General features: G+C 63.2%; 24 protein-coding genes and 1 pseudogene. 11 read left to right on the forward strand and 14 right to left on the reverse strand.

The genetic code is table 11. The features are described 5' to 3' along the window. Nucleotides 1-26 precede the first annotated feature (26 nt). Together E3O11_RS14035 and E3O11_RS14040 are read right to left on the reverse strand one after the other, a co-directional pair. Nucleotides 27-1,097 (reverse strand): glycosyltransferase family 4 protein, encoded by a 1,071-nt coding sequence (locus E3O11_RS14035; RefSeq protein ID WP_092448577.1) that lies wholly within the window; start codon nucleotides 1,095-1,097, stop codon nucleotides 27-29. Continuing rightward, the gene (locus E3O11_RS14040) at nucleotides 1,094-2,056 is read right to left on the reverse strand and encodes an alpha/beta fold hydrolase (protein WP_241991024.1); all 963 of its coding nucleotides are present in this window, start codon (nucleotides 2,054-2,056) and stop codon (nucleotides 1,094-1,096) included. The genes E3O11_RS14035 and E3O11_RS14040 overlap by 4 nt, the downstream gene beginning before the upstream one ends. Nucleotides 2,057-2,174: 118 nt before the next feature. On the opposite strand from E3O11_RS14040, the gene treS reads away from it, so the two are divergent. The 6 genes and pseudogenes from treS to E3O11_RS14060 all read left to right on the forward strand — a co-directional run bounded on the left by treS (nucleotide 2,175) and on the right by E3O11_RS14060 (nucleotide 6,351). After that, nucleotides 2,175-3,872 carry a maltose alpha-D-glucosyltransferase gene (treS, locus tag E3O11_RS14045; RefSeq protein ID WP_092448575.1) on the forward strand — a complete coding sequence of 566 codons (1,698 nt, stop codon included), beginning with the start codon at nucleotides 2,175-2,177 and terminating at the stop codon, nucleotides 3,870-3,872. A 143-nt stretch (nucleotides 3,873-4,015) separates the two neighbouring features. Next, a complete protein-coding gene (locus E3O11_RS14050) occupies nucleotides 4,016-4,696 on the forward strand; it encodes a GAF and ANTAR domain-containing protein (protein WP_241994735.1) in 681 nt (226 codons plus the stop codon). 29 nt (nucleotides 4,697-4,725) lie between these two features. Beyond that, nucleotides 4,726-4,902: a hypothetical protein gene (locus E3O11_RS18585; RefSeq protein WP_307725661.1), complete on the forward strand. Its 177-nt coding sequence runs from the start codon at nucleotides 4,726-4,728 to the stop codon at nucleotides 4,900-4,902. Between the two features lie 36 nt (nucleotides 4,903-4,938). Beyond that, nucleotides 4,939-5,205, forward strand: a pseudogene (locus tag E3O11_RS18590) (GAF domain-containing protein); the annotation flags it as partial. After that, complete coding sequence (locus E3O11_RS18595; protein ID WP_338419220.1) at nucleotides 5,191-5,439, forward strand: ANTAR domain-containing protein; 249 nt, start codon at nucleotides 5,191-5,193, stop codon at nucleotides 5,437-5,439. The pseudogene E3O11_RS18590 and the gene E3O11_RS18595, both read left to right, overlap by 15 nt. A gap of 225 nt (nucleotides 5,440-5,664) precedes the next feature. Then, nucleotides 5,665-6,351, forward strand: a complete 687-nt coding sequence (locus E3O11_RS14060) for an exonuclease domain-containing protein (RefSeq protein WP_092448574.1) — start codon at nucleotides 5,665-5,667, stop codon at nucleotides 6,349-6,351. A gap of 88 nt (nucleotides 6,352-6,439) precedes the next feature. Here E3O11_RS14060 and E3O11_RS14065 read toward each other — a convergent pair whose 3' ends face one another. The 3 genes from E3O11_RS14065 to glgA all read right to left on the reverse strand — a co-directional run bounded on the left by E3O11_RS14065 (nucleotide 6,440) and on the right by glgA (nucleotide 8,926). Further along, nucleotides 6,440-6,691 carry a type B 50S ribosomal protein L31 gene (locus tag E3O11_RS14065; RefSeq protein ID WP_092448573.1) on the reverse strand — a complete coding sequence of 84 codons (252 nt, stop codon included), beginning with the start codon at nucleotides 6,689-6,691 and terminating at the stop codon, nucleotides 6,440-6,442. 173 nt (nucleotides 6,692-6,864) lie between these two features. Next, nucleotides 6,865-7,647 carry an ABC transporter ATP-binding protein gene (locus tag E3O11_RS14070; RefSeq protein WP_092448572.1) on the reverse strand — a complete coding sequence of 261 codons (783 nt, stop codon included), beginning with the start codon at nucleotides 7,645-7,647 and terminating at the stop codon, nucleotides 6,865-6,867. Nucleotides 7,648-7,744: 97 nt separating this feature from the next. Then, nucleotides 7,745-8,926, reverse strand: coding sequence for a glycogen synthase (glgA, locus tag E3O11_RS14075; RefSeq protein WP_092448571.1), 1,182 nt, complete (start codon nucleotides 8,924-8,926; stop codon nucleotides 7,745-7,747). Nucleotides 8,927-9,005: 79 nt separating this feature from the next. On the opposite strand from glgA, the gene E3O11_RS14080 reads away from it, so the two are divergent. Both E3O11_RS14080 and serB read left to right on the forward strand, forming a co-directional pair. Further along, complete coding sequence (locus E3O11_RS14080; protein WP_092448570.1) at nucleotides 9,006-10,250, forward strand: glucose-1-phosphate adenylyltransferase; 1,245 nt, start codon at nucleotides 9,006-9,008, stop codon at nucleotides 10,248-10,250. Beyond that, nucleotides 10,247-10,900, forward strand: a complete 654-nt coding sequence (serB, locus tag E3O11_RS14085; RefSeq protein ID WP_092448569.1) for a phosphoserine phosphatase SerB — start codon at nucleotides 10,247-10,249, stop codon at nucleotides 10,898-10,900. Before E3O11_RS14080 ends, serB begins: the two co-directional genes overlap by 4 nt. Before the next feature lie 22 nt (nucleotides 10,901-10,922). On the opposite strand, the gene E3O11_RS14090 is transcribed toward serB, so the two are convergent. After that, nucleotides 10,923-11,633: a beta-ketoacyl-ACP reductase gene (locus tag E3O11_RS14090; RefSeq protein ID WP_092448568.1), complete on the reverse strand. Its 711-nt coding sequence runs from the start codon at nucleotides 11,631-11,633 to the stop codon at nucleotides 10,923-10,925. A gap of 146 nt (nucleotides 11,634-11,779) precedes the next feature. Between E3O11_RS14090 and E3O11_RS14095 the strand changes: the two genes are divergently transcribed. The 3 genes from E3O11_RS14095 (at nucleotide 11,780) to E3O11_RS14105 (ending at nucleotide 13,172) form a co-directional block, all read left to right on the forward strand. Continuing rightward, nucleotides 11,780-12,055 carry a DUF3099 domain-containing protein gene (locus E3O11_RS14095; RefSeq protein ID WP_092448567.1) on the forward strand — a complete coding sequence of 92 codons (276 nt, stop codon included), beginning with the start codon at nucleotides 11,780-11,782 and terminating at the stop codon, nucleotides 12,053-12,055. A gap of 143 nt (nucleotides 12,056-12,198) precedes the next feature. Then, nucleotides 12,199-12,327, forward strand: a complete 129-nt coding sequence (locus E3O11_RS18825) for a hypothetical protein (protein WP_369828696.1) — start codon at nucleotides 12,199-12,201, stop codon at nucleotides 12,325-12,327. Beyond that, nucleotides 12,324-13,172, forward strand: coding sequence for an SURF1 family cytochrome oxidase biogenesis protein (locus E3O11_RS14105; RefSeq protein WP_092448565.1), 849 nt, complete (start codon nucleotides 12,324-12,326; stop codon nucleotides 13,170-13,172). The genes E3O11_RS18825 and E3O11_RS14105 overlap by 4 nt, the downstream gene beginning before the upstream one ends. A gap of 56 nt (nucleotides 13,173-13,228) precedes the next feature. On the opposite strand, the gene E3O11_RS14110 is transcribed toward E3O11_RS14105, so the two are convergent. From E3O11_RS14110 to sufB, 8 genes are all read right to left on the reverse strand, one after another. Next, nucleotides 13,229-14,455: a glycosyltransferase gene (locus E3O11_RS14110; RefSeq protein ID WP_092448564.1), complete on the reverse strand. Its 1,227-nt coding sequence runs from the start codon at nucleotides 14,453-14,455 to the stop codon at nucleotides 13,229-13,231. A 61-nt stretch (nucleotides 14,456-14,516) separates the two neighbouring features. Beyond that, on the reverse strand, nucleotides 14,517-16,115 hold the full coding sequence (locus E3O11_RS14115; RefSeq protein ID WP_092448563.1) for an ABC-F family ATP-binding cassette domain-containing protein: 1,599 nt from the start codon (nucleotides 16,113-16,115) through the stop codon (nucleotides 14,517-14,519). A gap of 106 nt (nucleotides 16,116-16,221) precedes the next feature. Beyond that, nucleotides 16,222-16,851, reverse strand: a complete 630-nt coding sequence (locus E3O11_RS14120) for a TetR/AcrR family transcriptional regulator (protein WP_092448562.1) — start codon at nucleotides 16,849-16,851, stop codon at nucleotides 16,222-16,224. 177 nt (nucleotides 16,852-17,028) lie between these two features. Next, nucleotides 17,029-17,358, reverse strand: a complete 330-nt coding sequence (locus E3O11_RS14125; protein WP_092448561.1) for a metal-sulfur cluster assembly factor — start codon at nucleotides 17,356-17,358, stop codon at nucleotides 17,029-17,031. Between the two features lie 4 nt (nucleotides 17,359-17,362). Beyond that, nucleotides 17,363-18,127: a Fe-S cluster assembly ATPase SufC gene (gene sufC / locus E3O11_RS14130; RefSeq protein WP_092448560.1), complete on the reverse strand. Its 765-nt coding sequence runs from the start codon at nucleotides 18,125-18,127 to the stop codon at nucleotides 17,363-17,365. A gap of 55 nt (nucleotides 18,128-18,182) precedes the next feature. Then, nucleotides 18,183-18,509, reverse strand: a complete 327-nt coding sequence (locus E3O11_RS14135) for a non-heme iron oxygenase ferredoxin subunit (protein ID WP_092340113.1) — start codon at nucleotides 18,507-18,509, stop codon at nucleotides 18,183-18,185. A gap of 2 nt (nucleotides 18,510-18,511) precedes the next feature. Then, entirely contained in the window at nucleotides 18,512-19,750 is a 1,239-nt protein-coding gene (gene sufD / locus E3O11_RS14140) for a Fe-S cluster assembly protein SufD (protein WP_092448559.1), read from the reverse strand. Continuing rightward, on the reverse strand, nucleotides 19,751-21,169 hold the full coding sequence (gene sufB / locus E3O11_RS14145) for a Fe-S cluster assembly protein SufB (protein ID WP_092448558.1): 1,419 nt from the start codon (nucleotides 21,167-21,169) through the stop codon (nucleotides 19,751-19,753). Nucleotides 21,170-21,444 lie beyond the last annotated feature (275 nt).

Here is a 21,444-nt window from a genome sequence, read left to right on the forward strand (position 1 = left end):
GGCATTAGGTCACGGACCGCGAACGGCTATGCCGGGGGCTCGGTACCTTCCAATACCTCGAGCAGGGTTCGGGCCGAAGCGGCCCAGGTGAACCGCGCCGCCTGATCGACTGACTGGGCCGATCTGGCCGCCCACTCCCCCGGCTCGGCGAGGCGCCGAACAGCCGTAGCAATGGAATTCGCGCTGCGAGGGTCGAAATACAGGGCGGCGACCCCGCCGATCTCCCGAAAAATGGGAATGTCGCTGACCACAACGGGGATGCCGAGGCTCATCGCCTCGACCAGCGGAATTCCAAAGCCCTCATCGAACGAGGCGGTCACCAGTGCGGTGGCCGAGCGCAACAGCCGGTGATAATCGGCATCGCTGACCCCATCGTGAAAGACCAGGCGCGCCTGCGGGGCACGGCGGCTCAGCCGGGAACGTTCGGCTGCGGACACCCGGCTGAGCAGATGCAGCTCGTATTCCGGCAGGTCGGCCATGGCCAGAACCAGGGTGTCGAGGTTCTTGTACGGCATGAACGAGCCCATGTAGACGAGCCGGGTGGTCTCCGGAATGCTGCGATGACGCATCGCCCCCAGAACGGGATCGGCGGCGTTGGCCACCACCGTGACCGGTCGCCTGGTGAGCTGGTGCTCTGTGATCAGCGTCCGGGTGGTCTCGGACACGGTCACGACGCCGTCGGCGCCGTTGAGCAGCATCCGCTGTGGCCACCAGGAGAGGTGGTACGCCCGCCAGAGCAGACGGATAAATGCAGGCAGATCACGCGGTGGTGTGCGGTTGCGGTAATAAATGAGGTCGTGCACGGTGAGAAACAGCCGATACTTGCGGCCCCACGAGCCCATGGTCTGCATCGGACTGAACACCACGTCGGGCTTCAACCGGTTGACCGACAGCGCGATCAGCGGTTCGAGCAGACTGGTCGGTGCCCGCACAAGCTGCCACGGCAAGGCCGGCAGCATCGCCAGTTGCCGATGGTCGCTGATCAGCATGATGAGCGGATGCAGCCGGCCGAGTTCGGTCACCAAACCAGCGGTGTATCGGCTGATGCCGTCGTGTTGATCCAACCGGACGTAGCGGCAGTCGACCACGATTCTCACTCCGGTCGCTCCTCGGCAAGAAATTCACGAATGTAGGTGGCCGCCGGTTTCGGCGTTTCGTAGTGGATGAGGTGACCCACGTTGTCGACGACGCGCAAGGTCGCGTTCGGGAACAAGCTCTGCAGCCGATATTGCGCGGCGAGCGGCGTGATGTCGTCGCGGTCGGCCGCGATCAGCAGCGTCGGTTGCGGAATGCGTGCCGCAAATTCGCTCACGTCGTGGCTGACCGAAGCGGTGAACGCGGCCATGACCACCTGACGATTTGCGAAGGCGCTGAAGTATCGATCATGCTGGTTGTGGATCCAGCGCCGCAACGCCGGGTCCTGCGTCTTCGCCATGCTCACGCTCATGACGCGCACAATAGCCCGGTTCTGCAGCAGGGCGTAGCCCCACCGCTCCGGAAAGGAGGCTGAGGCCCAGTAGTAGAAGACGGCCAGTCGGGTCAGAATTCCACGCGGTCCGGACAATGCCGGGGCGGCGATCGGGTTGACCAGAACGACGTCGTCGGCGGCCAGACCCTCAGCGACGGCCGCGGCGACCACGATCGATCCGAAGGAATGCCCGAGCACGACCAGACGCCCCGTGCGGGCCAGTACCTTCAGAAATTCGCGCAGCCAACGGGAGTATCCGGCCAGGGAATGGTCCCCGTCGGGGAGCGGCTCCGACCGGCCAAATCCGGGCAGGTCCGGTGCGATGATGCGCAGGGCGGGAGCTGCGGCATCCGTTTCGACGGCCCTGGGCAATTCACCGGCACCGAGCAGCTCGGCCACGACCAGTTGCAGTCCGTGGTGATCGCCGCGAAACCCGTGCACGAGAACCAGAGTGGTCGTGGCAGCGGGGTCGCCGTATTCCCAGTACTGGGTGGCGCTGCTTCGCCCGTTGGCGCCGAGAACGCTTGCCGTGAGTTCGCGCACCGTCAGGCCAGCCAGGACTTTGTCGTAGGGAGAAGAAACGATCACCGGCCCTAGTTTAGGCGGGAGACTTCCGCAAAGCTGGACTTGAACCGGATCGCTCGATCTAGACTCAAGCCACGACGCGCAACGAGAGAGAGCCCTTTGCGGGGACGGAAGGACAGCCGTGAGTTTCACTGCACCCATTCAGTTACCCGGATTGGCCCTCGACCCGCTGTGGTATCGCCGCGCCGTCTTCTACGAGGTGATGGTTCGCTCCTTCGTGGACAGCAACGCCGATGGATCCGGCGATCTCTCCGGGCTGGTATCGAAGCTCGACTACCTGCAATGGCTCGGAATCGACGCCCTGTGGATTCCGCCGTTCTTCAACTCTCCGCTGAAAGACGGCGGTTACGACGTGGCCGACTACCGCACGATTTTGCCGGAGTTCGGTACCCTTGAGGAATTCAAGGATCTCGTCACCAAGGCGCACGAACGTAACATGCGCATCGTGATCGATTTTCCGCTCAACCACACCTCGGACCAGCACGAATGGTTTCAGCAGTCCCGTGAAGACCCGGACGGGCCCTACGGCGACTTCTATGTCTGGAGTGACACCGACGAGCGGTATCCCAACATTCGCATCATCTTCACCGACACCGAGGAATCGAACTGGGCATTCGACCCGGTACGTCGGCAGTTCTTTTTTCACCGCTTCTTCTCGCACCAGCCCGACCTCAACTTTGAAAACCCGGCCGTGCAGGAGGCGATCTTCGACGTCATCCGCTTCTGGCTCGACCTCGGCGTCGACGGCTTTCGACTCGACGCGATCCCCTACCTGTTCGAGTCCGAAGAGGGCAACGGTGAGGGCGAGCCGCCGACTCACGAGTTCGTCAAGCGTCTGCGGGCCATGGTCGACCGCGACTATCCTGGCCGAGTCATGATCGCCGAGGCCAACCAATGGCCCCGCGAGGTCGCCGCCTTCTTCGGCACCGAGGAAGAACCGGAATGCCACATGGCGTTCGACTTTCCGGTCATGCCACGCATTTTCTACTCTTTACGCTCCCAGCAGGCCAACGAGCTGGTGCGCGTGCTCTCCGAGACGACCGACATCCCCGAGGGCGCCGGCTGGGGCGTATTCCTGCGCAACCATGACGAGCTCACCCTCGAAATGGTCAGCGAGGAATACCGGCAGGCTATGTACGGCTGGTACGCCTACGACCCGCGGATGCGCGCCAATATCGGCATCCGCAGACGGCTCGCCCCGCTGCTCGACAATTCGCGGGCCGAGCTGGAACTGGCCCACGCCCTGCTGTTTGCCCTGCCCGGCAGCCCCTTTCTTTACTACGGCGATGAGATCGGCATGGGCGACAACATCTGGCTGCCCGACCGGGACAGTTCACGCACGCCCATGCAGTGGACCCCCGACCGCAATGCCGGTTTTTCGGATGCCGATCCGGGCAAGCTATTTCTGCCCATTGTGCAGTCCCTCGTCTACAACTTCACCCAGACCAACGTGGAGTCGCAGCTGGCCCAGTCCGGGTCGCTCCTGCACTGGATTCGCAATGTGATCCACGTGCGCAAGGCACACCAGACCTTCGGACTCGGCACGATCCGCGTGCTCAACACCAACCACGAATCGGTGTTGGTGTTCACCCGCAGCTACGCCGGCTCCGGCTCGATGTTCGGCGACCAGCCCGAAACCGTGCTGTGCGTGTTCAGTTTCTCGCACAACCCGGTCGCGTTCACGATCGACGACGTCGACATGGCCGGAACGCGGTTGTACGACCTGTTCGGTGGAGCAGTCTTTCCGAGCTTCAACGACGAGGGATCGCTCACGCTCACCCTGGGTGCGCAAAGCTTCTACTGGCTGCACTGCGGTTGACACGCAATTAAACGAATGGTACGGCAGATAAACCGATGCTGCGAACTCGGCAAAAGCTCATCCGCTGTCTTTCTTGCCGCAACCGATGGCACGTATCCTTAAGACCAGCAAGCTGTCGTCCTAGGTCTGGGGGCTGGTCGATCGTGCCTGAACTGTCCAGCTCAGATTGTGGCGTCGAGGACGTGGCGCTGTGCGCCAAATTTCTCGACGCGTTGCCGGTCACCGGTGCTGCGGTTTCGGTGTTTGGCGGGGCCGTTCCCGAAACGGTCGTCTGCGCCACCGATGAGCTGGCCGCTCGCCTCGATGAGCTTCAGTTCGATTTGGGCGAAGGCCCCCGGTGGGAGGCGGTGCGCACGCGCATCCCCGTGCTCGAACCTCGCGTGCGCGAGGGTGAGCATCCACTCTGGCCGGTCTTTTTCTCGGCGCTTTTGGACACCGAGGTGGAGGCGCTCTACGATTTTCCACTCACCCTCGGCGCGCTCGATGTGGGCATCGTCGAGCTCTACAGCACCACCTCCGGAGCGCTGGATCGCACCGACCGGGCGAAAGCACTGGTCCTGGCCAACCAAACCGCCTGGAACCTGTTGGATCGGCTGCTTCGGGTCAAGGAATCCACCGCGTCAGCGACGATTACGGAGGCTTCTCCCCTGTCGAGGCGGGAAATTCATCAGGCCACCGGTATGGTGCTCGTGCAGATGAATGTCACGCCGACGGATGCGCTGCTACTCCTGCGCGGGCACGCGTTTGCGCACGGCAAGACCGTGCGCACAATCGCCGGTGACGTGGTTGCGCGGCGGTTGCAGTTCACGCCGGAAACCGAGTAAAAAAACAGGAAAGGTCATAGAATTAACCCATGGTCACTCAGACTCGCGCCTCGATGGTGAGCGCCGCCTTCGTGAAGTTGACGGACACTCTGGTGGGCGAATATGACGTTCTCGACGTGCTGCACACCCTCGTCGAGGAATGCGTTGAGTTGCTCGACGCCTCAGCTGCCGGCCTCCTGCTGGCCGATCCGAGCGGCGAGCTGTAGGTCGTCGCCTCAACCAGCAAGGAAAGTTATCTCGTCGAAGTTTTGCAACAGCAGGCCGGGGCCGGGCCGTGCGTTGACTGTTACCTCACCGGCAAGGTCGTCACCATGGGCGATATTGCCGCTTCCGGCGATACCTACCCCGTTTTCAAGGCGGCCGCGCTGTCCCAGGGTTTCCGCTCGGTGCACGCCATTCCCATGCGGGTACGTAACCGGGCGATCGGCGCTCTCAATCTGTTCCGTACCGAGACCGGCGATGTCACACCCGAAGACGCTGCTATCGGCCAGGCCATGGCTGACGTTGCAACGATCAGCATTCTGCAGGAACGCACCGTGCGCGAAGACGCCGTGGTCAACGAACAGCTGCAACGTGCCCTCAACAGCCGCATCGTGATTGAACAGGCGAAGGGGGTCATCGCCCAGCTCAGCACCGTCGACATGGACGAAGCCTTCAAGAGATTGCGAGCGGATGCCCGCGCCCGCAACCACACCATGCGCGAGAGCGCCGAGAATGTCATCAACCGTCGCATTCGGCTCTAACGAATTCCCCGCCGATAGCCGACCCCACTCCGGGACGTAACCGCGTTGGTTGCTGGCAACAGACACTGCGGCGCCGAAGTCCAGCATTGTGCCTCGCGTACCGACCGCCTACGCCGGACGTGAGCCACCCGCAACTCCTAGGTCGATCTCAGCGCTCGCGGCCAGTTCTCTCGCCGGAGAGTGGCGCCGCGGAAGTGTGTCGGTGGTCGGCCCTAGGGTTGAAGTATGAGCACCTGGAGCGATCACCTCGCCGTATTCGACCTTGAGACCACCGGCATCGACGTAGAATCCTGCCGCATCGTGTCGGCCACCGTCGCAGTCCTCGACGCGAGCGGCACCGCCATCGAGCGCATCGACTGGCTCGTCGATCCGGGCGTTGAGATTCCCGCCGGTGCCACCAACGTGCACGGCATCACGACCGAGTACGCCGTGCAACACGGTCGCGTCGCCACCGAAGCCGTCGCCGAGATTGTTGCGGCACTTCGCGCGCACCTGGCCGACGGACTGCCCATCGTCGCCTACAACGCCCCGTACGACCTCACCCTGCTCAATCGTGAAGCCGTGCGCTATGGCATCGCCCCGCTCGTCTCCCCCAGCCCGGTGGTCGACCCCCTCGTCATTGACAAGGCCGTCGACAAGTACCGCAAGGGGAAGCGCACCCTCGAGGTGACGAGCGCGTTCTACGGTGTCAGCCTCGATGAAGCGCACGATGCCGGAGCGGATGCGATCGCCGCCGGCCGGGTCGCCCAGGCGATTCATCGCGCGCACCGCGTGGCCCTTCCGACCACCCTCGATGAGATGCACGCCCTGCAGGTCACTTGGTATCGCCAGCAGGCCGAAAGCTTTCAGGAATACATGCGCCGCGGCCGCGATCCCGAATTTTTGGCCGATACTGCCTGGCCCCAGCGCTAACTAGGACCAGCGCTGAGCAACAAACTCTAGATAAAAAAAGCGACCAGCCGAGGCTGGTCGCTTTTTCATTGGAACTAAAAAACAGGTGCTATTTGCCGAAACCCTTGTAGCGCGAGTTGAACTTCTCCACGCGTCCGGCGGAGTCCATGATGCGCTGCTTGCCCGTGTAGAACGGGTGCGACTCGGAGGAGATTTCCACGTCGATGACCGGGTACGTGGTTCCGTCTTCCCACTCGATGGTCTTCTTGCTGGAGACCGTCGAACGAGTCAGGAAGGTCGCACCGGAGGCGAGGTCGCGAAAGACCACGGGAGCGTACTCGGGGTGGATGTCAGACTTCATGAGAATTTCCTTTTGCACTTCTGGTGAACAGACTTGTAACTGGTCACAGTGCTGTTCGAATGTTGGGCCCGCAGCCCCAGGAGGCGACAAGCTGGTTGGCCAAATGGCCAGCCATTAACTTTAGCAGAACACCGTGGCCTTGGAGCGCTGGGCGCGCGGCGAAAGCAACCGCCCTAGATCGCTCGTGCCGCGTAGCGTCCATCTGTCTCGGTGAGCTCAATCTTGAGACCGAAGGTCTCGCTGAGCGCCGTGGCGGTGAGCGCCGTGACGATCGGGCCGGCGGCGACGATCTTGCCCTCCGACAACAGCAGTACGTGCGTGAATCCGAGAGGAATTTCTTCGACGTGATGGGTCACCATGATGATGGCCGGAGAGTTCGTCTCGCGGGCAAAACCACTCAGCAGTTGCAGCAAGGATTCCCGGGCACCGAGGTCCAGGCTCGCGGCGGGCTCATCGAGCAGCAGCATCTCCGGATCGGTCATGACCGAGCGGGCGATTTGCACCCGCTTCTGCTCGCCGTCACTGAGGGTGCCGAACTTGCGATCGGCGAGGTGATCGAGGTTCCATTCCTGCAGAACGCGCTGGGCACGGCGTTCATCGATGGTTTCATATTCTTCATTCCAGCGGCCGGTCACCGAGTACGCGGCCGTCATGACAACGTCGATGACCTTTTCGTTGCCGGGAACCTTGCGCGCCATGGCGGTCGAAGCGAAGCCGATACGGGGCCGCAGCTCGAAGACATCCGTTCCACCGAGGGTCTCATCGAGCACCTCGGCCTGCCCGGTCGACGGGTGTATGAAGGCGGCGGCGATCTGCAACAGGGTGGTCTTGCCGGCACCGTTGGGGCCGAGAATCACCCAGCGTTGGTCGTCGTCGACGCTCCAATTCACTGAGTCGAGGATGGCGGTGCCACCCCGGACGACGGAGACGTCGGTGAAATGCAAAACGTTGACCATACAACCATGTTATCGGGCGCCGCGCTTGCCGACAGACCGTGCGAACATGCCTCGGCGCGTCGCAGTGGGACGCGCCGAGGCAGCAGATACGGCCAGCTCAGAGCAGGGCGGCGTAGATCTCCCGTGTGCGGGTGGCGATCTGAGCCCAGCCGAATACTTGCTCGGCACGGACCCGACCGGCGCGCCCCATCTCGGCCGCGCGAGCCGGATCGCTCACGACCTCGGTGAGGGTGCGGGCCAGGTCGGCGACGAACTGTTCGGGGTGCAGGGGCGTTCCGGTGCCGTCGGTGAGCTGCTCGATCGGCACGAGACGTCCGGTCTCGCCGTCAGCGACGACCTCGGGGATTCCACCGGTTGCGGTACCGACCACGGCGAGGCCGCAGGCCATGGCCTCAAGATTGACGATTCCGAGGGGCTCGTAAATAGACGGGCAGACGAACACCGTTCCCTGCGTCAGGACCGCGGCGAGCTCGTGCTGGGCCAGCAGCCGATTGATCCAGACCACGCCGGAGCGTTCCTGCTGCAGGGATTCGACACCGGCCGTAACCTCGGCCAGAATTCCGGGCGTGTCCGGTGCGCCCGCGCACAGCACCAATTGCACCTCCGGAGGCAGCAACTGCGCCGCACGCAACAGGTAGGGCAGGCCCTTCTGTCGAGTGATGCGCCCCACGAAGACGACGGAGGGGCGCTCGGGGTCTATTCCCAGGCCGCGCACAAAATCGTCATCTCTGGTCGGTTTCCACCGCTCAAGATCGATGCCGTTATAGACCGTGTGCACCCGGCTGGCGTCGAGTGCGGGGTAGCTGCGCAGGATATCGCGACGCATGCCGTCGCTGACGGCGATCACAGCATCCGCTGCTTCAAAGGCGGTTTTCTCGATCCAGCTCGACACCCGATAGCCGCCGCCGAGCTGCTCGGCCTTCCACGGTCGCAATGGCTCCAGGCTGTGCGCCGTGACCACGTGTGGGATGCCGTGCAGCATTTGGGCGAGGTGCCCGGCCGCATTCGCGTACCAGGTGTGAGAGTGCACCAGATCGGCGCCAGCGGCGTCCTGCGCCATCTGCAGGTCGACCCCGAGGGTGCCCAAGGTCGCATTGGCGTCGGCCAATTGCGCGGGGACGTCGTAGGCGAACGTGTCGAGGTCGTCACGCGGCGCGCCGAAGCACCGAACGGACACCTCGATGTCATGTCGGAGCGCTCGCACCAGTTCGGTCACGTGCACACCGGCTCCCCCATAGATTTCCGGGGGGTATTCCTTGGTCATCAGATCCACTCGCATGGAGCAAAGGTAGCAAAGGGCGACACGGCGCACAGCCATGTTGCGAGTCGGCTTGCCGGGGAGGCCCTACTCTGTACACATGAAGGCCAAGAAGATCTTTGGAATCGTGCTCGCGGGTGGTGAGGGAAAACGTCTGATGCCGTTGACCGAAGACCGGGCGAAGCCTGCCGTCCCCTTTGGCGGGCATTACCGCCTGGTGGATTTTGCCCTCTCCAATCTGATCAACTCGGGCGTGACCCAGATCGTCGTGCTGACGCAGTACAAGTCACACAGCCTGGACCGCCACGTGTCGCAGACCTGGCATGTCTCCGGTGGGTTATTCAACTCGTACATCGCCTCGGTACCGGCGCAGCAGCGCCTCGGCAAGCGCTGGTTCAGCGGCTCCGCCGACGCCATTCTGCAGAGCCTCAACCTCATTCACGATGAAAAGCCCGACATTGTCGTCGTGGTCGGTGCCGACCATGTCTACCGAATGGACTTCAGCCAGATGATCGACGCACACATCGCGTCGGGGTTGTCCGCCACCGTCGCGGCCATTCGCCAGCCGATCGGTCTCGCCGACCAGTTCGGTGTCATCGAAGTGGATGCCGCCACCCCGGATCGAATCAGCGACTTTCGTGAAAAGCCCAAGGATTCCGTCGGACTCGCTGATGCCCCGCACGAGGTATTCGCCTCGATGGGCAACTACGTCTTCAACACCGACGCCCTGATCGAGGCCGTGCTTCGTGACGGTGAGCGCACCGACTCCAGCCACGACATGGGCGGCGACATTATTCCCGATTTCGTCTCGCGTGGTGACGCCGGCGTCTATGACCTGAAGCGAAACGAAGTACCCGGGTCGACCGATCGCGACCGCTACTACTGGCGCGACGTGGGAACGATCGACTCGTTCTTTGAGGCGCACCAGGACCTCATTTCGGCCCTGCCGGTGTTCAACCTGTACAACCAGAAATGGCCGATTTTCAGCATGCAGTTGAATTCGCCGCCAGCCAAGTTCGTGCGCGACGGCCAAGGCGCCCTCGGCACTATGATCGACTCGATCGTGTCGCTGGGCTGTGTCATCTCCGGCGCGCACATCGAGCGCAGCGTGCTCGGTCCCTGGACGTCGATCGGCTCCGCCTGCGAGGTCGTGGACTCCATCATCTTCGACCGGGTGCAGATTCGACCCGGCGCCATCGTGCGGCGCGCCGTCCTCGACAAGGAAGTCATCGTCGAAGCTGGCGCCACCGTCGGTGTCGACCGGGATCGTGACCTGGCGCGGGGCTTCAGCGTGACCGAATCCGGCATCACCGTCGTCGGCAAGGGCGTGCTCGTTACTCCGTGATCCTTAGCTGCGCAGCACGTTTTCTCGTCGTTCTGGACGCCGACTCCACCCTCATTCAAGACGAGGTGATTGAGCTGCTCGCGGATGCCGCAGGCGCGCGCGAGCGCGTCGCCGAGGTGACCGACCGTGCCATGCGCGGTGAGCTCGACTTTGCCGAGAGCCTGCGTGAGCGGGTGTTGACCCTGGCGGGACTGCCCGAGAGCGTTTTTGCCGACGTGGGGCGACGCATCCGCCCAACCGACGGCGTGCACGAGCTGATCGCGGGCATTCATGCCGGCGGTGGCGTGGTCGGGGTGGTGTCCGGCGGCTTTCATGAGCTGCTCGACCCGCTGGCCGCCGAGCTGGGGCTTGATCATTGGCGGGCTAATCGGCTTGAGGTACAGGCCGGCCACCTGACCGGTCGCGTTATCGGACCGATCATCGATGCCGAAGCCAAGGCTGTCGCCCTGCGCGAATGGGCCGCACAGGAGCAGATCGCGCTCGCGCAGACTATTGCGGTCGGGGACGGTGCCAACGACTTGCGCATGATGGACGCGGCCGGACTCGCCGTCGCGTTCAACGCGAAACCGCGGGTGAAACGTGAGGCCGACCTGGTGATCGACCTGTGCAACCTCAGCCAGGTGCTGCCGCTTCTCGGCCTGCGCGGCTGAACGGACAGCTGCAAAAAGACGGTCAGTGCCCCATGCCGAGACCGCCGTCGACGGGAATGACCGCACCGGAAATGTAGCCGGCATCATCGCCGGCCAGCCAGCTGACGACGCGCGCAACCTCGCTCGGCGTAGCGAACCGGCCGGCCGGAATATTGCGTTTGTATTCGACCTGCTGCGCTTCGGGCAGGGCAGCGGTCATATCGGTTTCGATGAAGCCGGGAGCGACCACGTTCGCGGTGATTCCGCGGGCACCGAGTTCGCGGGTGACCGAGCGGGCCAGGCCGATCAGGCCGCTCTTCGACGCCGAGTAATTCACCTGCCCGGCCGAGCCGTACAGGCCGACGACGCTGGAGATCAGCACGATGCGCCCGAATCGGGCCTTGAGCATACCCTTGCTCGCGCGCTTGACCACGCGAAAGGCACCACTCAGGTTGGTGTCGATAACGGCGGTGAAATCATCCTCTGACATGCGCATTAGCAGGGTATCGCGGGTGATTCCGGCATTGGCCACAACAACCTCGACCGGGCCGTAGGTCGCTTCGATCTCGGTGAAGGCGGCGTCAATGGATGCGGCGTCTGTCACGTCGGCCCGCACTGTGAGGCTGCCGGACGGTCCATGACCGGAGCGGGACGTCACTGCAACCCGATGTCCCTGGGCCAGAAACTCCTCAGCGATGGCGAAGCCGATTCCACGGTTGCCGCCAGTGACGAGCACTGTTCGAGTCGTTGTCATGATGTTCCTGTCCTGGTGCGCTGGGTATCGTAAATCGGGTTCAAGGAAACACCCGGCAAATTCAAGTTTAAGGCGTGCCACAAAGTCGCCGGGCAGACGTAGTCTTGTTAGGTGGAGTTTCCACCGTAGACGAACCCGATGGACCTATGAAGCAGCAGTCGATCACCTCCCTCCCCGCCTCCCCCGAGGTTGAACGCCGCAACCGAATGATCAAATACTCGATTGCCATGGGAGTGCGTGTCATCTGCATTGTGCTCATGCTCTTCGTACAAGGTTGGTGGCTCGTGGTCTGCGCGCTCGGCGCTATTCTGCTGCCGTACTTTGCCGTCGTGGTCGCGACCGTGAAAATTTCCCCTCCGGCAGCAGAAGTGCTCCGGCCCGGCGGCGTCGAGCTCTACCGCGGCAACGACGAGGTCAAGTGAGTGCTGACGCGGTTGCTGGCGGCAGTCCGATGATAGGCCTGGGTCGACCTCTGGAATCTACGACTTGTTCGCGGGCGGACTGCCGCGCTGCAGGAAGGTGGCGGCTGGACTGGCGCAACCCGCGCATCCACTCTGCTGATCGGGTGAAAACCTGGCTGGCCTGCGACGAACACGTGGACTACCTGCGCGAATTCCTGGCCTCACGGGACTTTCCGCTGACGGTGAGCGCACTCGAGACGTGCACGCCCGACTCCTCCGGAGACCAGCAATGACGGGCTGGAAGTTCGCCTTCAGCCGCCGCTGGGCCGGATATCTCGTGCTGACCATGCTGTTCGCCGCGGTCTGCGCCGGGCTGGGCTTCTGGCAGCTGGCCCGCCGCGATGAGGCACTGACCGAGCTGTTCAAGATCGATTCCAACTTCGACTCGAACCCGGTGCCCGTCGCCGAGGCTCTTGAAAACCTGGCCGCCTTCGACGAATCGCAAAAATGGATGCCGGTGGAACTGACCGGAACCTACCTCACCGCTGACGAGATGCTCGCGCGCAACCGCCCGCTCAACGTAAACCCGGGCTTCGAAGTACTGACCCCGTTGCTGCTTACCGACGGCACGATCTTTATCGTCAACCGCGGCTGGCTGCCCACCGGGCAGAAACAGGATGCTCCTGACACCGTTCCGGCGGCGCCCTCCGGAACGGTCACCGTGGTGGCCCGGCTCAAGGCCAGCGAACCTGATCTGCCCGGCCGCACGGCCAGCGGCAACCAGGTCGCGACCATCAACCTCACTACCATCGCAGAACGACTCAATGCCCCGACCTATACCGGCGCGTACGGGCTGATGGACACCGAGAGCCCCACGGCGACCGAGAAGCGCCCGGCCGCCGTGCTTAAACCGATCCGCGATGAGGGCCCACACCTGTCCTATGCGTTCCAGTGGTTCGTATTCGGGCTACTCGCCTTCATCGGACTCGGCTGGGCACTGCGCGAAGAATACCGCAGCGTCAATGCTGAGGACCCCGAGGAGCGCGAACGCGCCGAGGAACGCGCCCGCAAGCGCGCGGCGAAGCCACGCAATGATGCCGAGATTGAAGACGAGCTGCTCGACCGGCAGCGGGGCTAGCCACCTCAACTCTCGAGCTGGCCCACTTCGCTGGTCGAGCCCGCCGAGACGGCTCCTCAGGCGACGGCGCGGTGGTGCTGCCGGGCCTCGGTCGCCTCGTCGAGGAGACCGCGGTACACCCGCACCAGCGACGCTGCCGAACGGTTCCAATCCAGACCGAGGGCATGCTTGCGAGCAGCCAGCGACAGTTCGCGTGCCAGGGTCGGATCGGACAGGATCTGCGCCATCGCGTCGGCCCAGACCCGCGGTTCGCGGGATTCCAGGACCAGTCCGGTGATCCCATCGACAACTGCTTCACGCAGGCCACCGGCCGCCGAAGCGACGACGGGCACACCGCTCGCGGCCGCTTCCAGTGCCACCAGACCGTATGTTTCCGAGTGCGAAGGCACGAGCACCAGGCGGGCACCGCGAAACAGTTCAGCCAGGTGCGCATGGGACTGCGGCCCAACAAAGCGGATGCCGGACAGACCGGCCCGTTCGGCGAGCTGATGGAGCTCCTCAACGTAACCGGAGTAGTCGACTGAGGCATCACCGGCAACAACTAGGTCGGGACGCAGGCCCGCCGGTAGTGCCGCAATGGCCTGAATCGCCAGATCAAGGCCCTTCAGCGGCTGCAAACGCGCGGCGACAACGGCGTAACCGCGGTCGACCGCGCTGCCGGCGGGCTGGCGTTTGGGTGAGAACAAGTTGCTGTCCACCCCTGGAAGCACGATGTTGGTTCGGCTCGCCGAGCCGCCGAGCCGCCCGGAAATCGTGGCGGCCTCCGCCGCACTGATCGCCACCAGCGCGTCGGATTCCCGCGCCAGCCGCGCTTCTCCGCGCATCCGTCCCGGTGATTCGGCGCGTTCTCCGGCCGAAAGCGGGGACGCATCATCCGCTGCAATGCTATGGAAACTCTGAACGTGCGGGACGCCCCAGTTGCGGGCGACGGGAAGCGCTGCCATGCCGGAAAACCAGTGATGCGAGTGGATGATGTCGACCGGCTCGAGAGCGTTGAGCCGGTCGGAGAACTCATCGATATAGTTCTCGTGCGTGCCCTTGGACAGCGCTCGGGCGGGCCCGGCGGCCAGAAAGCGCAGCGTGAGGCCCTCGGCCAGCTGTTGCGATTCGGGCTGATCCGCCGCTGACCGCCGAGTCAGAATCGTCACACGGTGACCAAGGGCGGCCAGCCGCTCGGCCTGATGCCGCACGACGACGTTCATACCGCCGGCATCGCCGGAGCCAGGGTCCGTGCCCGGCGACGTGTGCAGGCAGACCAGCGCGATGCGCAGTGGCGATCTCATCGATATCACGCTCTAGTCCTTTTGCCTGGGTCACCGACAGGTGACCGGGTCACGGAATTGGTTACGACAGCTCGATCAGGTCGAGGTAGTCCTTGTTCCAGTGGTCCTCTGTGCCCTCGGGCATGATTAGGACGCGCTCGGGATTGAGGGCCTGCACGGCGCCCTCATCGTGGCTGACCAGAACGACGGCGCCGGCGTAGTGGGCGAGGGCGTCGAGGATCTCTTCGCGGCTGGCCGGGTCGAGGTTGTTAGTGGGCTCATCGAGCAGCAGCACGTTGGCACCGGAGACCACGATCATGGCCAGGGCCAAACGTGTCTTCTCTCCACCGGAGAGTACGCCGGCCGGCTTGTTCGAGTCATCGCCGGTGAACAGGAACGAACCGAGCACCCGACGTGCTTCCATCTCGGTGATGCTCGGCGAGGAGGAGACCATGTTCTCGAGCACCGAACGCTTCACGTCGATGGTTTCGTGTTCCTGGGCGTAGTAACCGATGCGCAAACCGTGACCGGGTTCGATCGAACCGGTGTCGGATTCATCGACGCCGGCGAGCATGCGCAGCAGTGTGGTCTTACCGGCACCGTTGAGGCCAAGGATGACGACCTTGGATCCGCGGTCGATCGCGAGGTCGACCGCGGTGAAGATTTCGAGGGAACCATAGCTCTTCGAGAGGTCCTTGGCCATAAGCGGTGTGCGACCACACGGCGCTGGCTCGGGGAAGCGCAGTTTGGCAACGCGCTCAACGGCACGCACGGCGTCGAGGCCGGAGAGCAGCTTCTCGGCCCGGGCCACCATTTGGTGGGCTGCGGCGGCCTTGCTGGCCTTGGCCCCGAACTTCGCGGCCTGCAGCTGCAGGGTCGAGGCCTTCTTCTCGGCGTTCGAGCGTTCCTTCTTGCGGCGGTCGGCATCCGCTGTGCGCTGGAGGAGGTAGTTCTTCCAGTTCATGTTGTAGATGTCGATCATCATGCGGTTCGCATCGAGGTAGAAGACCCGGTTGACCGTTTCGCCGACGAGTTCGATGTCGTGGCTGATGATGATGCAGCCGCCCTTGTAGTTCTTGACGAACTCGCGCAGCCACGCCACCGAGTCGGCGTCGAGGTGGTTGGTGGGCTCGTCGAGGATCATCATCTCGGCGGCCGAGAACAGGATGCGAGCGAGTTCGATGCGACGACGCTGGCCACCGGAGAGGGTGCTCAAAGCCTGGTCGAGAATGTGGTCCGGCAGTTTCAGGTTGCTGGCAATGGATGCGGCTTCGGCTTCGGCGGCGTAGCCGCCAAGGCCGTTGAACTCATCGGTCAGACGCCCGTACTTTTTCATGGCGGCGGCGGCGATCTTGGGATCGGAATCGGCCATGGCCATGCTGGACTCCTGCATGCCCAGGGCAATAGTGCCGAGGCCGCGGGCGTCCAGAATGCGCGTACGGGCAAGCATGCTCGGGTCGCCCGCGCGCGGGTCCTGCGGCAGGTAGCCGATCTCGCCGGAGTGGCTGATCGAACCCTTGGTCGGGTTTGTCTCCCCGGCGAGAGTCTTCGTCAGCGTCGTCTTGCCGGCACCGTTACGGCCGACGAGGCCGATCTTGTCGCCGCTCGCGACGCGGAAGTTGACGCCCTCCATGAGCACGCGGGCTCCAACGCGGATTTCGAGATCTTGCACGTTGAGCACAGCAATAGTCCATTCGAAGTGTTTGTACGGGTGTGAAGTGTGGGTGGGCCAGAGCGGTCCAACTCACTAGTATATTTGCCCTCAGGCTGTGCTCGGCACACGGCGCCTACAGTAGGGACGCCAGAAGCGACTTTTCCAGCCAATTCAGGTACGCCTCCGTCGACCAGCCGAGGGACAGCACGAGGGTACGAAACGTGTGCGGGTGGGCCAGCGCCCACATCGTCGCGGCCGCCTCGTGGTCGCTGATGCCACCGCGCAGTCCGCGCTTTTCCCGAAGCGCAGCCGCCACTTCGCCGAAGCCGTGCAGCCGGGCAGCGTCCCGTTTCTGCTCGAACTCCCCCACGTCCGGATCGACAACGGCCGCTTCGCTGACAATGCGCAGAATGCCCGAGGTGCGCTCATTCACGAGCGCACTTGACCGGGCCAGAATGCGGATGACCTCTGTCGCCGTTCGGGCCTCAGCAATGCGCTCGCGTGTGGCCCCCGATAGCAACGCCGGTGCCCCCGGTTCCGCGGCCACTCGATCAAGAACCGCCGCGAGTAATTCCGCTTTCGACCCCACGGAGTTGTAGATGGTCTGCACCACCACGCCAGCCTCCGCCGCGATCGCCGCAACCGAGGTGCCCACGTATCCGCGCTCGAGCATGAGGCGCCCCGCCGCCATAACAATCTCCGCCCGAGTACTCGCCGCCTGCGCCGCACGCCGTCTCATGGCCCCGTTTTCCCCTATATCCATACAACTAGCATACAGTTCTACTGAGTGGAAACCTTTTCTAAAGCGGATGTCGTGGTGTGACGCGCCGGGACGGGTCACCTGCTATTGCTCGGACATTGAGGTTTCGGCGCGACCCGAACCAGGCAGACCGAAGGCCCCTCCTGCGGTGCAGGCGGGGCCTTCAAGATAGAACTAGAGCTACATAGCGAAGCCGAGGGCTCGCATCATGTCGCGACCATCGTCGGTGATCTTCTCCGGACCCCACGGCGGCATCCAGACCCAGTTGATGCGGAACTGGTCGACGACGCCATCGAGCGCCTCCGCCGTCTGCTCCTCGATCACGTCGGTCAGCGGGCAGCCAGCCGAGGTGAGCGTCATGTGCACGATGAGCGCGTCATTCTCGTCGTCCCAGCCGAGGTCATAGATGAGTCCAAGGTCGACGACGTTGATGCCGAGCTCCGGGTCCATGACGTCCTTGAGAGCTTCTTCGATTTCGTCGAAGCGGGCCGGACTGAGTGTTGAGACCATACGACTAGCCTACGTTCGACGGGACAAGAAAGCGATCGTAACCTTCGTCCTCGAGGCGGTCGGCGAGCTCGGGGCCGCCCTGTTCGGCGATGCGTCCGTTGACGAAGACGTGCACGAAATCGGGGTGGATGTAGCGCAGGATGCGCGTGTAGTGCGTGATGAGCAGCAGTCCAAGGCCGGTGTTGGCCTTGGCACGGTTGACTCCTTCGGAGACGATCTTGAGCGCGTCAACGTCGAGGCCGGAGTCGGTCTCGTCGAGTACGGCGAACTTAGGCCTGAGAAGTTCAAGCTGCAGGATCTCGTTGCGCTTCTTCTCGCCACCGGAGAAGCCCTCGTTGACGTTGCGCTCGGCGAAAGCCTTGTCCATGCGCAGGTTGGCCATCGACTCGCGCACATCCTTGATCCAGGTGCGGATCGGCGGGGCTTCGCCCTCGATGGCCGTTTTGGCCGTGCGCAGGAAGTTCGTGACGGTGACTCCGGGAATCTCGACCGGGTACTGCATGGCGAGGAACAGGCCGGCGCGGGCACGGGCATCCACTGTCATCTTGAGCACGTCAGCGCCGTCGAGGAGGATGGAACCGCTCTCGACGTGATACTTGGGGTGGCCAGCGATCGTGTAGGCGAGGGTGGACTTGCCGGAGCCGTTCGGGCCCATGATGGCGTGGATTTCGCCCTCGTTGATGGTGAGGTTGACGCCGCGCAGAATCTGCTTGGTGCCCTGGTCGGTCTCGACGCTGACGTGCAGGTCGATAATTTCAAGAACAGACATGAATGTCTTATCCCTTTCTAAAAATGGCTGGTGAGGCGGTTGCTTTAAGGTGTGACTAGACCGCGACGGTGACGGAAGGATCGACGAAGACAAAGCCGTCGATGAGTTCAACGTTGTAGACCGGGACCGGGTCGTAGGCCGGCAGCGAGAGCGGCTTTCCTGTCGTGAGGGAGAACATCGAACCGTGAGCCCAGCACTCGAGAGTCTGGCCTTCCACGAATCCCTCCGACAGGGAGATATCACCGTGCGTGCAGGTATCACCGATGGCGAAAACATCGCCAGCGGCATCACGCACAAGGGCGATGGCGACCCCGTCGATTTCGACCTTGACGGCCTGGTTTACTTCGAGCTCATCGAGAGCGCAAATCTTCGTCGCGGCCATGCTTAGTCCGTTCCAATAAGTTCGGCTTCGATTGCGAGCTGCAACCGAGCTTCGAGTTCCGGGGAACCGATCTGCTGCACGACCTCGGTGAGAAATCCGCGGACGACGAGCCGACGCGCTTCGTCCTCGGTGATGCCGCGAGACTGCAGGTAGAACAGCTGCTCATCGTCGAAACGACCGGTGGCACTAGCGTGACCGGCTCCGACGATGTCGCCGGTTTCGATCTCCAGGTTCGGGATGGAATCGGCGCGAGTGCCCTCGCTGAGCACGAGGTTGCGATTCTGCTCATAGCTGTCGGTACCAGCGGCCTTGTTGCCGATCAGCACGTCGCCGATCCAGACCGTGCGGGCGTCCTGGCCCTGCAGCGCACCCTTGTAGTTGACTCGGCTGCGGCTCTTCGGAGCGTCGTGGAAGACGTACACCTGCTGTTCCAGGTGCTGACCAGCATCGGCGAAGTAGAGACCGAGTAGCAGCGTGTCGGAGCCGGGTCCGGCCAGACGCACAGACGGGTTCACCCGCACGATGCTGCCACCGAGCGAAACGACGACGTGCTTGAGGCGCGCATCGCGACCAATGGATGCAAAATGGTTGGCCAGGTGCACCGCCGAGTCGTCCCATTCCTGCAACGAGACGACCGTGAGGTTGGCGGACTCGCCGAGGATGATCTCGACATTTTCGCTCAACCGGGCGTCACCCGTGTTCGCCAGGATGACCGTGGCCTGGCTGAACGGCTTGGCCTCGATGATGGTGTGCGCTCCGCGGGCGGAACTCCCGAGGGCCGATCGCGTGACCGTGATCTCCTTGGCCTCTTCGCCGCTCACCGTTATGGCGAGGGCGTCCTCGAAAACGCCCCAGGCGTTCGCGGCGGCGCGTTCTTCCGGCAGACCGGCGGTGCCGATGCGGGCATCCGTTCTGGGGACCCACTCGACGGAGACGTCCTCTGACGGGGTGGACGTTATCTCGTAGCGCGAGCCGTCGAGGGTACCGGCGGTGAGATCGGTGAACTTCGCGACGGGCGAGAGCTTCCAGACGGCTTCGCGGCCGGTGACGGTCTCGAAGTCGGCGACGTTGACACTCTTGAAACGATCCGATCGGGTTTGTACCGGCACGTAGCCGAAACGTCCGTCGGAGTGTTTCTTGATTCCGTGCTGACCGGCTGGCAGAACCGGCTCGGGTGCGGGTGTGGATGATTCGGGCACAGTTGTTGACGCGCTCTTCGAAAGCGCTGAAGCGGCGGACATTTAGCCGACGGATCCTTCCATGCCCATTTCAATGAGCTTGTTGAGTTCGAGGGCGTACTCCATCGGGAGCTCCCGGGCGATCGGTTCGATGAATCCGCGAACGATCATGGCCATGGCTTCGTCTTCGGGCATGCCGCGGCTCATCAGGTAGAAGAGCTGCTCGGCGCTGACCCGGGAAACGGTGGCCTCGTGACCGAGCTGCACGTCGTCGACGCGAATGTCGATGGATGGGTAGGTGTCGGAGCGCGACGAGGTATCGACGAGGAGTGCATCGCAGCGCACGGTGTTGGCGGAGTGGTGCGCGGAGGCATCCATTCGAACCTCACCGCGGTATCCGCTGCGCCCGCCACCGCGAGCGATGGACTTGGAGACGATCGACGACTGCGTGTACGGAGCCATGTGGATCATCTTGGCGCCGGCATCCTGGTGCTGGCCCGGGCCAGCAAAGGCCACCGAGAGCGTCTCGCCCTTGGCGTGCTCGCCCATCAGGTAGATGGACGGGTACTTCATGGTGACCTTGGAACCGATGTTGCCGTCGATCCACTCCATCGTCGCGCCTTCGCCGGCTGTGGCCCGCTTGGTTACGAGGTTGTAGACGTTGTTCGACCAGTTCTGGATGGTCGTGTACCGAACGCGGGCGTTCTTCTTCACGACGATCTCGACCACGGCGGAGTGCAGCGAATCGGACTTGTAGATCGGGGCCGTGCAGCCCTCGATGTAGTGAACGTAGCTGCCCTCGTCGGCGATGATCAGCGTGCGCTCGAACTGGCCCATGTTCTCGGTATTGATGCGGAAATAGGCCTGGAGGGGAATTTCAACGTGCACGCCCGGGGGGACGTAGACGAAGGATCCGCCGGACCAGACGGCCGTGTTGAGCGCGGCGAACTTGTTGTCGCCGGAGGGAATGATGGTGCCGAAGTACTCCTCGAAGAACTCCGGGTGTTCCTTGAGCGCTGTGTCGGTGTCCATGAAAATGACGCCCTGAGCTTCGAGCTCCTCGTTGATCTGGTGGTAAACGACTTCAGACTCGTACTGGGCGGCGACACCGGAGACGAGGCGCTGACGCTCGGCCTCGGGGATACCGAGCTTCTCGTAGGTGTTCTTAATGTCGTCGGGCAGGTCTTCCCAGGTCTGGGCCTGCTTCTCCGTGGACCGCACGAAGTACTTGATGTTGTCGAAGTCGATCTCGGAGAGGTCGGCGCCCCAGGTGGGCATGGGCTTGCGTTCGAACAGCTGAAGTGCCTTCAGCCGTCGCTGCAGCATCCAATCCGGCTCGGATTTCAGGTTCGAGATGTCAGTGACAACCTCGGGAGAAATACCACGACGAGCGGATGCTCCGGCCTTGTCTGAGTCGGCCCACCCGAATTCGTAGGTGCCGATCCCCTCAAGGTCGGGACGGTCTAGCAGGACATCCGACATATTAACCTCTTCTCTACCCATCACAACCCGGATATTAGTCCGGTCATTCCCACGGTGCCTCCAACGGAGACGGGGGAACGGGTTGTCTGGACAGCTACGTTGCGTACCTAGAATATTCATGGAGTATCGCGATGACCCCGAGCCCTGCGGCCCGGATTGAATCCCTCGATCGGATGACCGCGGGAAGGATCTCCATGGATGTTGCAATTCTACAGGTTGATCAGTGGGATTCGCGTGCTTGCCGGTCGATTCACATTTGGACACGGCACGATGAA

The sequence above is a fragment of the Cryobacterium levicorallinum genome (genome assembly GCF_004402405.1).
Lineage (GTDB): Bacteria > Actinomycetota > Actinomycetes > Actinomycetales > Microbacteriaceae > Cryobacterium > Cryobacterium levicorallinum.